This window comes from Microbacterium sp. str. 'China', assembly GCF_002993305.1.
In the GTDB taxonomy this organism is placed as follows: Bacteria; Actinomycetota; Actinomycetes; order Actinomycetales; family Microbacteriaceae; genus Microbacterium; species Microbacterium paraoxydans.
The window spans coordinates 3,389,178-3,401,264 of record NZ_CP027434.1 but is presented as its reverse complement, the minus strand read 5'-3'; the positions used below and the strand labels follow the sequence as shown (position 1 = coordinate 3,401,264).

Annotated in this window: 17 protein-coding genes; 5 read left to right on the top strand and 12 right to left on the bottom strand. The window is 70.7% G+C overall.

The genetic code is table 11. From position 1 onward, the window contains the following. A complete protein-coding gene (locus tag C6C15_RS16580) occupies positions 1-633 on the bottom strand; it encodes a winged helix-turn-helix transcriptional regulator (protein WP_158698579.1) in 633 nt (210 codons plus the stop codon). Positions 634-723: 90 nt separating this feature from the next. Here C6C15_RS16580 and C6C15_RS16575 point away from each other — a divergent pair, with 90 nt between their 5' ends. Beyond that, complete coding sequence (locus C6C15_RS16575) at positions 724-1,200, top strand: hypothetical protein (protein ID WP_105950673.1); 477 nt, start codon at positions 724-726, stop codon at positions 1,198-1,200. Here the strand turns inward: C6C15_RS16575 and C6C15_RS16570 are convergent. Then, entirely contained in the window at positions 1,197-1,802 is a 606-nt protein-coding gene (locus C6C15_RS16570) for a TetR/AcrR family transcriptional regulator (RefSeq protein WP_105950672.1), read from the bottom strand. The two genes, C6C15_RS16575 and C6C15_RS16570, sit on opposite strands and share 4 nt — an antisense overlap. A gap of 32 nt (positions 1,803-1,834) precedes the next feature. On the opposite strand from C6C15_RS16570, the gene C6C15_RS16565 reads away from it, so the two are divergent. After that, positions 1,835-2,827, top strand: coding sequence for a DMT family transporter (locus C6C15_RS16565; RefSeq protein WP_234024177.1), 993 nt, complete (start codon positions 1,835-1,837; stop codon positions 2,825-2,827). On the opposite strand, the gene C6C15_RS16560 is transcribed toward C6C15_RS16565, so the two are convergent. The 6 genes from C6C15_RS16560 to C6C15_RS16530 all read right to left on the bottom strand — a co-directional run bounded on the left by C6C15_RS16560 (position 2,767) and on the right by C6C15_RS16530 (position 7,180). Beyond that, complete coding sequence (locus C6C15_RS16560) at positions 2,767-2,994, bottom strand: RNA-binding S4 domain-containing protein (RefSeq protein ID WP_025102805.1); 228 nt, start codon at positions 2,992-2,994, stop codon at positions 2,767-2,769. The two genes, C6C15_RS16565 and C6C15_RS16560, sit on opposite strands and share 61 nt — an antisense overlap. A gap of 28 nt (positions 2,995-3,022) precedes the next feature. After that, complete coding sequence (locus C6C15_RS16555; protein ID WP_234024176.1) at positions 3,023-3,901, bottom strand: hypothetical protein; 879 nt, start codon at positions 3,899-3,901, stop codon at positions 3,023-3,025. A gap of 168 nt (positions 3,902-4,069) precedes the next feature. Beyond that, entirely contained in the window at positions 4,070-5,395 is a 1,326-nt protein-coding gene (locus C6C15_RS16545; RefSeq protein ID WP_060923442.1) for a sensor histidine kinase, read from the bottom strand. Next, positions 5,388-6,065 (bottom strand): response regulator transcription factor, encoded by a 678-nt coding sequence (locus tag C6C15_RS16540; protein ID WP_025102802.1) that lies wholly within the window; start codon positions 6,063-6,065, stop codon positions 5,388-5,390. Before C6C15_RS16540 ends, C6C15_RS16545 begins: the two co-directional genes overlap by 8 nt. 120 nt (positions 6,066-6,185) lie before the next feature. Further along, positions 6,186-6,704 (bottom strand): putative immunity protein, encoded by a 519-nt coding sequence (locus C6C15_RS16535; protein WP_105950669.1) that lies wholly within the window; start codon positions 6,702-6,704, stop codon positions 6,186-6,188. Positions 6,705-6,727: 23 nt separating this feature from the next. Then, complete coding sequence (locus tag C6C15_RS16530; RefSeq protein ID WP_234024175.1) at positions 6,728-7,180, bottom strand: DUF6194 family protein; 453 nt, start codon at positions 7,178-7,180, stop codon at positions 6,728-6,730. A 67-nt stretch (positions 7,181-7,247) separates the two neighbouring features. Here C6C15_RS16530 and C6C15_RS16525 point away from each other — a divergent pair, with 67 nt between their 5' ends. Next, on the top strand, positions 7,248-8,048 hold the full coding sequence (locus C6C15_RS16525; RefSeq protein WP_234024174.1) for a MerR family transcriptional regulator: 801 nt from the start codon (positions 7,248-7,250) through the stop codon (positions 8,046-8,048). Here C6C15_RS16525 and C6C15_RS16520 read toward each other — a convergent pair. Then, a complete protein-coding gene (locus tag C6C15_RS16520) occupies positions 7,981-8,730 on the bottom strand; it encodes a DeoR/GlpR family DNA-binding transcription regulator (protein WP_105950666.1) in 750 nt (249 codons plus the stop codon). The two genes, C6C15_RS16525 and C6C15_RS16520, sit on opposite strands and share 68 nt — an antisense overlap. A gap of 54 nt (positions 8,731-8,784) precedes the next feature. On the opposite strand from C6C15_RS16520, the gene C6C15_RS16515 reads away from it, so the two are divergent. Together C6C15_RS16515 and C6C15_RS17265 are read left to right on the top strand one after the other, a co-directional pair. After that, positions 8,785-9,150 carry a DUF4406 domain-containing protein gene (locus C6C15_RS16515; RefSeq protein ID WP_105950665.1) on the top strand — a complete coding sequence of 122 codons (366 nt, stop codon included), beginning with the start codon at positions 8,785-8,787 and terminating at the stop codon, positions 9,148-9,150. Positions 9,151-9,159: 9 nt separating this feature from the next. Next, positions 9,160-9,336, top strand: coding sequence for a hypothetical protein (locus C6C15_RS17265; RefSeq protein WP_025102796.1), 177 nt, complete (start codon positions 9,160-9,162; stop codon positions 9,334-9,336). Between the two features lie 70 nt (positions 9,337-9,406). Here C6C15_RS17265 and C6C15_RS16510 read toward each other — a convergent pair whose 3' ends face one another. The 3 genes from C6C15_RS16510 to C6C15_RS16500 all read right to left on the bottom strand — a co-directional run bounded on the left by C6C15_RS16510 (position 9,407) and on the right by C6C15_RS16500 (position 12,083). Then, positions 9,407-10,771, bottom strand: coding sequence for an LLM class flavin-dependent oxidoreductase (locus C6C15_RS16510; RefSeq protein ID WP_105950664.1), 1,365 nt, complete (start codon positions 10,769-10,771; stop codon positions 9,407-9,409). A 74-nt stretch (positions 10,772-10,845) separates the two neighbouring features. Then, positions 10,846-11,553, bottom strand: a complete 708-nt coding sequence (pnuC, locus tag C6C15_RS16505) for a nicotinamide riboside transporter PnuC (protein ID WP_060923478.1) — start codon at positions 11,551-11,553, stop codon at positions 10,846-10,848. A 2-nt stretch (positions 11,554-11,555) separates the two neighbouring features. Further along, complete coding sequence (locus C6C15_RS16500) at positions 11,556-12,083, bottom strand: GNAT family N-acetyltransferase (RefSeq protein ID WP_105950663.1); 528 nt, start codon at positions 12,081-12,083, stop codon at positions 11,556-11,558. Between the last annotated feature and the right edge of the window lie 4 nt (positions 12,084-12,087).

Sequence of the window (12,087 nt, the reverse complement as noted above, 5' to 3'; positions counted from 1 at the left end):
TCACCGTCCCGTGTCGGACGCCGACTCCTCGCGGAGGCTGAGCCGGACGTGGCAGGAATGGGACGTCGTGAACGGGATCACGCGTTCGATCTTCACGGGGCCGCCCGCTCTCGCCAGCACCGACTTCATGAGTTCCTCGTGCACCCGGCAGACCACGGTCTGGTCATCGGTCAGCAGCGTGTGGAAGCGGCAGGGGGAGAGGTCGACGGTCATCGCCTTCTCGTCGATGTCCGGCTGCAGGCCCACGTCGTCGAGGTGGTGGAACAGCGCGTCGAGCTGATGCGTCGCGGCCTCTGGCAGGCCCGATCGCGTCGCCGGGAGCACCGCGCGCATGAGGTCGCCGTGGCGGATCGCCTCCTGGACCCGCCGTTCCTCGATCTCGTTCGGTTCGCTGGGCAGCACGGGGGAGAAGCGCAGCCGTGGTCTTCCGCGCCGACCGGTGTGCTCGACCTCGGACCGGGCGAGGCCCTCACCCTCGAGCACGCGGAGGTGGTCGCGCAGCGTGTTCACGTGGAGGCCCATGCGGAGGGAGAGCTCGGCGAGGCCGATTCCCGGAGTGTCCATCAAGGCGGCGAGGACCCGCAGCCGACTGCTCTGCATGAGCCCGCGATAGGCGTCGGTAGGACGTGGCATGTTACCCATTATCCCCTGAACGCGGAGTGAGGCGCTATTTCCACGGTCACCCGCCGCTGGGGGTGCGGACCGGCCGGTTAGCCTGAGGCCATGACGGGTGGACGCACGGTGACGGCGCTGCGCCTGCTGCTGCCGGCTTTCCTGCTCGGGGCGATCGTCGCGATCTCGTTCCTGGAGGCGCCGCTGAAGTTCCTGGCTCCCGGAATCACGATCCCCCTAGGGCTCGGCATCGGTCGTCTCGTGTTCACCGCCCTCAACGTCCTCGCGGGAGCGGTGCTCCTCGTGCTGACGGCGGTCAGCGTCCGTGCCCGTGCCGGGCGTTCCTCGGCTCTGCTGCTCGGCGGGCTGTGGCTGGTGTTCCTCGTCGAGGTGGTCGTCATCCGCCCGATCCTCAACCGGCGGAGCGACCTGGTCATCGCAGGGCGGGAGGCGCCGGGAACCGATGGCGCGCACTACGCCTACATCGTCGCGGACGTGACGATGGTGGTGCTGCTCGTGGCGTTCCTCGTGGTCACGGTGCGGGCGGTGCTCCCGCCGCGCGCGTCCTCTTCGACGACCGACGTCTAGGACGCGTAGGACGCAGTGGACTCCAGCAGTCGGCGCGCGCTGTCCCGAGCGGTCGCGAACGGCTCCGCGAACGTCCCCATGCCGACGGTGACGATCGCGCCTTCATAGAGGAGCATGAGCGTCTCGGCGAGCCGGTCCGGGTCGTGGAACCCGGCCTCACCGCAGAGCTCCGCGAAGACCGCGAGCAGCCACTCCTTCTCGCGACGGGCCTCGGCGAGCACCAGTGGGGCGTCCCCGGGGCCGTCGATCTCGGCGCGCGCGTTGATGGCGCTGCATCCCTTGGTGCTGTGGTCCGGCACCCAGGAGATGGCGGCATCGAAGATCGCGAGCACGCGGGCGGGTCCCGGCTCCGGGACCCGTGTGAGGTGAACCGCGACGTGATCGCGCCAGCGGGCGTCCCGGTGCTGCAGGTAGGACACGACGAGCGCTTCCTTCGATCCGAAGCGGTCGTACAGGGTCTTCTTCGTCACTCCGGCCGCAGCGGCGATGGTGTCGACCCCGACGGCGTGGATGCCGCGTTCGTAGAAGAGGTCGGAGGCGGCGTCGAGCACGCGGCGCGCCCCGGGGGTCAGCGGCGGGAGCTCCGGCACGGTTGTCGACATGCGGCGAGTATACCAACCTGTATAGTGACGGGATGAGTAAACAGATCGGTATACTCTCCCGGGTCGTGACCGTGGGTGCGGCGGTGGCCTTCGTCCTCACGTGGAGCTCGGGATTCCTCATCCCCGCGGTCGCCACCGCGGACGTCGACCCGCTGACGCTCCTGGTCTGGCGGTTCACGCCGCTCGCCGTCGTGCTCGTGGTCCTCGCCGCGATGTCCGGAGCGACGAAGGGGATGACCGCGCGGGAACTCGGCGTCCAGGCGGTCATCGGCGCGCTCGCCCAGTTCGGATACTGCGCTGCCGTGTACGCCGCCGTCGCGACGGGGATCGCCACCGGCACCGTCGCGCTGATCGACGCGGTCCAGCCGCTGCTCGTCGCCGTGCTGGTCGGGCCGGTGCTGGGCCTCCGTGTGCGCGGTGCCCAGGTGGCGGGACTGGTGATCGGGGCGGTGGGGGTGCTGCTCGTGGTGCAGTCCCAGTTCGGCGCGGGCTCCGCGCCGCTCGTCGCCTATCTGCTTCCGGCGGCGGCGATGGTCTGCCTCGTGATCGGCACGCTGGTGCAGCGACGGACGGCCGTGCGCACGGGGGTTCTGCTGACCCTGACCATCCACGTGAGCGTGACCGCCGTGCTGCTCCTCGTCATCGCCGCGCTCGCCGGGGCACTCGTGCCGCCGACGCGACCGTCGTTCTGGATCGCCGTGGTCCTGACCGCCGTCTTCCCCACGCTCGGCGCCTATGGCCTGTACTGGTGGCTGCTGCGCCGGGTCGGCATCACCGCACTTCAGGCGCTGCTCTTCCTCGTCGCCCCGGCGACCGCGATCGGCGGGGCGCTGCTGCTCGGTGAACCCCTCACGGCGATCACGGTCGGCGGGTTCGCGCTGTGCGGCGCCGGGGTGACCATGGTGCTCGTGAGCGAGGCACGGAACCGCGGCCCGGAGGCGGCGGAAGGCTCCGCGACGCCGGGTCAGGGCCGGACGCGGACCGCCCGGCCCTCGAAGGTCACCACATCGCCGTCGCGGAGCTGACGCCCGCGGCGTCGGTCGACCTCGCCGTTCACGGTGACGTAACCATCGATGATGACTTCCTTCGCATCACCGCCCGAATCGAGCAGTCCCGCGAACTTGAGGAACTGCCCGAGGCGGATGACCTCGCCGCCGATGGAGACCTCGTCGATCGGATCGGAGTTCGTCATCCTTGCATGCTAGCCGTCAGGGACGCGGTCACTCGTCGACGTCGGTGCCGACGACCGCGAACGAGGCGTCGAAGGAGATGTCGATCGAGCGGTTGTCCGTCGTGAGGACGGAGGCGTCGTAGGGGCTCACGTCGTCGGAGTCCACATCGAGGTCGGTGATCATCCCCTCGGCCTCCGCGAGGGCGGCGTCGACGAGAGTGCGGATGGTCTCCTCGTCGAGCGTGAGCGTCGGTCCCTTGTCGTCGTCGTCCGCGGCGTCCGTCGACACCACGGTCGCGGTGAGGTCGTCGTCCACGCGTACCTCGGTCTCGTCCCCGGCGGACGTGGTCAGCTGCACTTCCCACGTTCCGTCGCGCTTCGCGTCGATCGAGGTGACCTCGCCCTCGGCGGCATCCTGGGCGGCGGCGGCGATCGCGAGGAGCTCGTCGATGTCGTCGGTGCCGATGCCGGTGACAGGGCCGCGGTCGCCCCGGTCTCCGCTCGGGCGGGCATCCTCGTCGCCGCGGTGGTCTCCGCGCGGGCCGCGGTCGCCCTCGTGTCGGGGGCCCTCCATGGCGGGGCGGTCGTCGTCGTCACCGAACTCGTCGCCGATCGCGGCACCCACCGCGACGCCACCGCCGGCGAGCAGCACCGCGGCCGCGATCCCGCCGCCGATCAGGAGCGCGCGCTTACGTCCGGGCTTGGCGGGGGTCGCGGCGACCGGTGCCTCCGGGGCGGCGGCAGGGCCGGGGGCCGGCGCGACCGGCACCGTCGGGGCGTCGGCGTTCGCGTCGTGGCCGGCGGGGGAGTCCTGTCCGGCGTGCTGGTCCTGGCCTGCATTCGGGACGGCGGGGGCCGAGTTCTGACCCGCGGTGTCGTTCTCGTCCGGCGTGGGGTTCTGGTCGGGAGCAGGAGTCTTGTCGTTCATGTCTCGATGGTCTCCGGACGCCGCTGAAGCCACCCTGAAGCCTCCTGAAGCCCCGTTCAGGAACCGATATCTCGGGCACGACTTCGGAGCTCGGGACGACACGCCGCCGTGCGGCGGCCACGACCGGGGTGTCGTCGGGGATCTCCGAAACTCTGCCCGGGCGGTCGGTCAGGAGAGAGGGCCGGCGAAAGGGAGGGTCACGGTGAAGCGGGCGCCGCCCCACCGGGACGTGTCCACCGTGATCGCGCCGTGGGCGGCGGTGGCGATGCCGTGAGCGATCGCGAGACCGAGCCCGCTGCCGCCAGCGTCGCGACTGCGGGCCTCATCGAGCCGGACGAAGCGCTCGAAGATGCGGTCCCTCTCCTCCGGCGGGATGCCGGCGCCGTCGTCTTCGACCGTGAGCACGACGTGCGCCGCCTGCGGTTCCACCCCGATCGCCACCCGGCCGTTGCTGTGCCGCGCGGCGTTGTCCGCGAGGTTCCGCAGCAGCTGGCCCAGCAGCCGGGGGTCGCCGACGGTGCGGGCCGCACGGATCCCGGAGCCGTCGACGTCGAGCCCGGTGGCCCGCAGCCGACGCACCTCCGCGAGGGCGAGGTCGTCCAGGTCCACCGGTTCGGTGCTCCCGGTGACACCCTCGTCGAGGCGGGCGAGGAGCAGCAGCGACTCCACGATGCCCTGCAACCGCAGCCCCTCCTCGGACACCACCTCCGCGAGCTCGTCGATGCTGGTCACCTCCGGGTGCGCCTGGGCGAGCTCCGCGTGCTGACGGATCGTCGCCAGGGGGGAGCGGAGCTCGTGCGAGGCATCGGACACGAAGCGGCGCTGCGCGGTCGCCGCTGCGTCGAGCCGGTCGAGCATCCCGTTCATGGTCACGGCGAGGGAGTGGATCTCGTCCGCGGTGTCGGGAACGGGCACCCGGTGATCGAGGCGCTCGGCGGTGATGCCCTCGACCTCCTGGCGGATGCGGGTGACCGGGCGCAGCGCGCGCCCCGTGACGAGCCAGGTCGTGACGGCCACGAGCAGCAGCAGCGCGGGGACGGCGATCACGAGCAGCGTCGCCACCGTCGACAGGGTCTCCGCATCCTCGTCCAACGGCACCGCGAGGACGAGGGTCTGGTCGCCCTCGACGTCTTCCGACACCACGACCATCGGCTCGCCGTCGATCCGGACCACCTGCGGATCGTCGTCGACGGGCAGCGGGGTGGCGCCGAGCGCATCGGCGGCCTCCTCGCTGGCGGCGCGCACCGCTCCGTCCCGCCCGAGCAGCTGCACGAGGTCATCGTCGAGCTGGTCGGGTCCGCGGCGTCCCGGACCGTCGAATCGGCTGACGAGCTCCTCCAGCCGCTGCTCCGCCGCGCGTTCGGTGCTGCCGTGGATACTCGCGCTCAGCACGCCGTAGAAGGAGAAGGCCCCGAGGAGCAGCGCGACCGCGACGACGAGGGTGGCACCCAGGGTCGTCCGGCCGCGGACCGACCGCCAGAGCCGCCTAGCCACCGTTCGCCGCCAGCCGGTAGCCCGCCCCGCGGATGGTCTCGATCGCCTCACGTCCGAACGGCTTGTCGACCTTGCGGCGGAGGTGGCCGATGTACACCTCGACGATGTTCGGGTCGCCGTCGAAGTCGTCGTCCCAGACGCCGGCCAGGAGGTCGCGCTTCGACAGCACCTGCCCGCGGTGGCGCATCAGATGCTCGAGCACCGCGAACTCGCGGGCCGTGAGGGAGATCGGGGTCTCGCCGCGCCACACGTGGTGTCCGGCGGGATCCAGTCGCAGGTCGCCGGCCTCCAGGATCGTCGGTCGCGCCACGGCACCGCGGCGCACGAGCGCCCGGAGCCGGGCCACGAGGATCGCGAAGGAGAAGGGCTTGGTGACGTAGTCGTCGGCGCCGCTCTCCAGCGCCTCCACCTGATCCCATTCGCCGTCCTTGGCGGTGAGCATCAGCACGGGAGTCCAGTTCTCCTCGGCGCGCAGGGCCTCGCACACCTTCCACCCGCTCATGCCGGGCATCATCAGGTCGAGCACGATGGCGTCGTACCGGGTCTCGCGGGCCCGCCAGAGGCCGTCGATGCCGTTGTGGGCGACGTCGACCGCGAAGCCCTCCGCCTCGAGTCCGCGGCGCACGCCCTCGGCCAGACGCACCTCGTCGTCCACCACCAGGATCCGCATCCCCCCAGTGTGGCGGGTCATCGCTGAATCGGGGCTGAAGCGGTCGGGCCGCATTCGAATCGCGCACCTGGTTCCATTCCGGGCTCAGATACAGCCAGTTGCGCGATTCGAAGGGGGGTCCTAGCCGGACGAGAGGTGTGCCTGGATCTCGCGGATCACCTCGCCGAGGGGGCCGGAGGAGAGGAGCCCGGGGCCGAGGGGGCCGGCGGGGTCGGTGCCGAGGAGTGGGAGGGTGCGCAGGGCTGCAGCGGCTTCGGGGGAGAGCTGCGCGAGTTGCCAGCGCACTTCGGCGGCGCGGACGTCGGGAGCGTCCGGGTGTGCCAGCTCGATGGCTTGCGCGGCGTAGGCGGCTGCCCCGAGAGCATGCGCTCCCATATGCGCGACCCCGGCAGCCTGTGCCGCGGAGCGAGAGGCCGCGGTGCCGGCAGGGGTCACGGCACTGCGGGCGGCCCTGCCGGCCACGAAACGACGACGGATCTCGCCCGCAGCCGTGAGCTCGCCCCGGGCGAAGGCGCGCGTCCTGGCGATGGCATCACGCGCGCGGTCGTCGTCCGGGGCCTCGCTCTCGAACAGCGGCAGGACGCGCTCGGTGCAGTCGGCCGCCCATACCGCGACGATCCGACGGTCGGACTCGGTCATGCCCTGAGGAGTCGACACGGGACTCATCTCGCCCGTCGTCCGCTGCGCGCACGTGCCGCCTCGTGCGCCTCGCGGAGAAGGGCGAGCACCGTACCCGACGTCGCCTCAGCCGGGTCGATCACGCACACCCAGCCGGCGGCGCCGTACAGGGGGTGAGGTCGGAAGACGTCGACCGCCGTCGGGTCGGTGTCGTCGCCTGCGCGCGACCCCGCTGCGATGATCGACTCCGCGCGCTCGCGTCCGACGTGGATGTTCACCCGGAAGCGCCCTGGAGCATCCAGCGCGGAGGACGTGTCGTCGGGATAGTCCTTGGTGATGATCGTCCCGTACGGCTGCGTGCGCTCCGGCATCCGGCCGTCGGGCGCGTGGTAGAAGTACGCGTCTCCCCATGACAGTTCGGGGAAGTCGCTGCCCGCCTCCGGGGTGACGACGAGCGCGCCGTCGAACGAGCGGACCTCTGCGATGATCTCCTGCATCTCCATCCTTCAATGCTGAGGCTGACGTGCTTATGTGGCCTCAAGGACCGGAAAGACGAGGAAACACGTGCACAACCCTCAAGAGCAGGTGATGACGACGGCGGCGCTCGGACGGCTGGTCGACTACTCGACGCAGCAGGTGCGCGACCTCGAGCGCCTCGGTGTCCTCCCCGCCGCCGAGCGCGGTGCGAACGGGTACCGGCGGTATCGGACGTCGCATGCCCTGGCGCTGCGCGCCTATCGCGCGTTGGCGACGGCGCTCGGTCCGGTGCCCGCGCGTCGACTGATGCCCGCTCTCATCGGCGGATCGGTCGAGCATGCGGCGGAGCGGATCGATGACCTGCACGCGAATCTCGCCCTCGAACGCTCACGGGTGCGCGCGGCCCTGCGCGGACTCGAGGATGCGGTGGCGGAGGCCGACGATCCGTTCGTCGAGGACGATGCGATGGCCATCGGCGAACTCGCCCAGGCGCTCGGCGTCCGTTCCTCCGCACTGCGGCACTGGGAGCGAGAAGGGCTCGTGCGCCCCCTTCGTCGTGCGGGATCGGTCCGCTCCTATGACTCCCTCGCGATCACCGAGGCGCGGATCGCCGCCGCCCTGCGCTCGGGCGGCTACGGCATCCCCACCGTTTCGCGGATCATCGACGAGGTGCGCGCGCACGGTGACACCGAGCAGGTGCAGCGCATGCTCGCGGAGCGGCTGGCCGACCTCACGCGCCGCAGCGTCGCGCTTCTCGCGGCGGCAGGTCACCTGCACGCCCTGCTCGCGGAACGCCTCGCGGGAGAAGACGGATCGTCGCTCACGCCCGTCCCGGGATCTGCGCCAGCACCTCCGAAATCAGCGGATTCTCGTCGAGCGGGTCCGTGATGACCGCGGCGACCGCGTCGAACGGCAGCACCGGGTAGCGCGAAGCGGCGCCGATCTTCTCGTCGCTGGCCAGCACGACGGTCGCGGCGCATCGGGAGGCGATCGCTCGCTTGGTGACGGCATCGTCGAGCTCGCCCGTCGTGAGGCCGTGGCCCGGGTCGACGCCCGTGACGCCGACGAAGAACACGTCCGCGGCGAGGTGTTGGATCGCCTCCATCGCGAGTCCTCCGCCGGCGACGAGCGAGTGCCGGGTGAGCTCGCCGCCGATCATGATCACGCGCGCATCCGAATGCTCGGCGACGGCGAGGGCGACGGCGGGGCTCGGGGTGATGACCGTGATGTCGGTGCCGGAGGGCAGCAGCCGCGCCATCGCGAGCGTGGTGGTTCCGGCATCCAGCACGATCGTCGATCCGGGGAGGATGGTCGTGACCGCCTGGCGGGCGACCCGCTCCTTGCTCTCGGTCGCCAGATCGTGGCGCTCCCGCACCGGGCGATCGGCCGCGGCGATGGGCAGCGCGCCGCCGTACACGCGCTGGAGCCTGCCCTCCTCGGCGAGCTCGCGGAGGTCGCGGCGGATGGCGTCTTCCGAGACTCCGAGATCTGCGGCGACGTCTTTCGCCACGACGCGCCCCTCGCGGTCGAGGAGGGCGAGCAGGTGGTCTTTGCGCTGAGCAGCGAGCATACGTTTCCTCACGAAATTGCAGGTTTATGCATGATTCAGACTACAGTCATCTCCATGATGAAGCCACTCCTGATCCTGATCGCCGGCCCCTACCGTTCCGGCACCAACGGCGACCCCGCCCTGATCGCTCGCAATCTCGCGCGCCTGGAGGAGGCGTCCAGTCCGATCTTCCGGCTCGGTCACGTGCCGATGATCGGGGAGTGGGTCGCATTGCCGGTCCTGCGCACCCTCGAACCGGCCGACTCCGGCGAGGGCGACGTCATGTACGAGACCGCCCGGCGACTGCTCCTGCACTGCGACGCGGTGCTGCGGCTGCCGGGAGAATCTTCGGGCGCGGACAAGGACGTCGCCATTGCCCACGAGCGCGGGTTGCCTGTCTACCGGTCGCTCGGCGAGATCCCCGCAGCGTCGACTCCGTAGGCTGGAGGCATGACCAAGAACATCTGGACCGTCCTCGGCGTCATCCTCGCCGTCGTGATCGCGTGGTGGATCGTCAGCGCGCTGTTCTCGGTGCTCTGGTTCATCGCGAAGCTCGCCATCGTCGCGGTCGTCGCCGTGGTGGTCTTCCTCGTGCTTCGGAGTCTCTTCACCCGCGACGCCGACTGACCTGCCTTCGAATCGCTCACTTTGCGGCAAAACCGGCCGTTTTGCAGCAAAGTGGGCGACTCGAACGGGGTCAGAGGCGGTACTGGGCGGCGCGGTGCGTGGGCTGGACCCGGTCGCCGCGGCCGTGCAGCTTGTGGCGGAGCGTGCCGGGCACGTACTCCTCGGGGTAGGCGCCGCGCTCTCGCAGCACCGGGATGACGTGCTCGATGACGTCCTGCCACGTGCCGGGGGTGACCGCATACGCGAGGTTGAAGCCGTCGATGTCGGTCTCCTCGACCCAGGACTGCAGCTCGTCGGCGATCTCGACCCCGGAGCCGACGATCGTGGGGCCGAGCCCGCCGATCGCGTTATGGCGGCCGAAGTCGCCCACGGTCCACTCACGACCGAGGTCGGCCTCCTCCTTGAGGTGCTGCAGCACGGACTGGATCGCGTTCGACTCGACGTTCCCGACCGGCTCGTCCTCGGCGTACTGCGAGAGATCGACGCCCATCCACCCTGACATGAAGGTGAGTGCGCCCTCCGGACTCGCGTAGGAGAGGTACTCGGCGTGCTTCGCGGCCGCCTCCTCGCTCGTCGCCGCGGTGATCACCGTCAGCAGCGTGTAGATGCGGGCGTCGTAGCGGTCACGCCCCGCCGCCTCGAGGGCGTCGCGGATGCGCTGCACGGTGCCGGCGAGCACCTCCTTCGACGGCGCGGCGACGAAGATGGCCTCGGCGTTCTCCGCCGCGAACCGCACCCCGCGCGGGCTGGCGCCGGCCTGGTAGATCACGGGAGTCCGCTGCGGCGAGGGCTCCGAGATATGGATACCGGGCACGGAGAAGTGCTTCCCCTCGTGCCGGATCGGATGCACCTTCGACGGGTCGGTGAAGATCCCGCGCTCGCGGTCCTCCACCACCGCGTCGTCCTCCCACGACCCCTCCCAGAGCTTGTAGAGCACCTCGACGTACTCGTCCGCGTGGTCGTAGCGGTCGTCGTGGGCGAGCTGGTCCTCCTGGCCCATGTTGCGCGCGGCGCTGGGCAGATACCCGGTCACGACGTTCCAGCCGACGCGGCCCTGGGTGAGGTGGTCGAGCGTGCTGAGTCGCCGAGCGAACGGGTAGGGGTGCTCGAACGCGGTGCCGGCCGTGACGCCGAACCCCAGATGCTCGGTCACCGCGGCCATCGCGCTGACCAGGAGGATCGGGTCGTTCACGGGCACCTGGGCGCCGTTGCGGATGGCGGCCTCGTTCGTGCCGCCGTAGACGTCGTAGGTGCCCAGGACATCGGCGATGAAGATCCCGTCGAAGGTCGCGCTCTCCAGCAGCTTCGCCAGGTCGGTCCAGTACGAGATGGTGTTGTACTGCCGCGACCGGTCGTCGGGGTGCCGCCACAGGCCGGACGACTGGTGGGCGACGCAGTTCATGTCGAAGGCGTTGAAGCGGATCTGCCGGGTCATGCCCCCATGAAACGGGACCGGACGGGGCCGGGGCGAGCGACGGCGACACGCGCGGAAACAATCCGCGGTGCGGCTCAGGCCTCCTCGTCCGGACGGCGGGGGCTCGGGTCGGGAGGGAGGATCTCGATCGGGCGCGCGGCCTGTCGCTGCGCTCGCCACCAGATCACGAACCCGACCGCCGTGAAGACGCCGTAGAACACGTACATGAGGCCGGTCGCGTAGTAGCCGGAGCTGAACAGCAGCGGCACCCCCACCACGTCCACGGCGATCCAGATGAGCCAGAACTCGGTCCAGCCCTTGGCCATGCCGTAGGTCGCGAGCAGTGACCCGACGAAGGTCCAGGCGTCGGCCCAGACCGGCTCCCACGAACCCAGGGCGCGGAACAGGGGGGTGAGCGCCACGGTTCCGACGACGAGGACCACGACCAGACCGATGCGGGCCCCGGTCGGCGCCCACCGCGGCACGATGCGACCGCCGTCGGCATTCCGCCAGCGGATCCACCCGTAGATCGCGACGGCGATGAACATGATCTGCCGCCCGGCCTGACCGAGGAGATGCGGCAGCGACGGGTCGGGGCTCAGGGCGGATCCGAGGAACACCGTGAGCAGCAGGACGTTGCCGACGATGCCGACCGGCCACGCCCAGACCTTGCGCCGCATGCCCCCGAGGGCGCTCGCGAGTCCGAACGCGTTCCCGACGACCTCACGCACCAGGAGGGTCTGCCCACCGGGAAGCACCCAGGACGAGGAGAAGGCGTCGACGAGCCACTGCAGGAAGTCCATCGCTAGAGCGCCGCGTCGGGGGTGGGGCGCTCGTCGAGCACGAGTTGCAGCATGCTGAGGTCGAGCCACCGGCCGAACTTCGCGCCGACCTGGGGCATGCGGCCCACCTCCCGGAATCCGAGGCGCTCGTGGAGGGTGAGGGAGGCGGTGTTGCCGCTCTCCACACCGCCGATCATCACGTGCATCCCGGCTGCCCGGGCCCGGACGATGAGCTCCGTCATGAGGAGCGTGCCGATGCCGCGTCCGCGCTGATCGCCGCGCACGTAGACGGAATGCTCCACGGTGAGGCGGTAACCGCTGTGCGGGCGCCACTGGGCATAGGACGCATAGCCCACGACGCCGCTCTCGTCAGCGGCGACGATGACGGGACAGCCGCGCGCGGTCCGGTCGGCGAGCCACGCCTCCCGGTCGGCGCGATCCACCGCCTCCTCGTTCCAGATCGCGGTCGTGTGCAGGACGGCGTGGTTGTGGATCTCGGTGATCGTGTCGAGGTCGGCGCTCTCGGCGGGCCTGAGGTGCACGGCGGTCATCGCA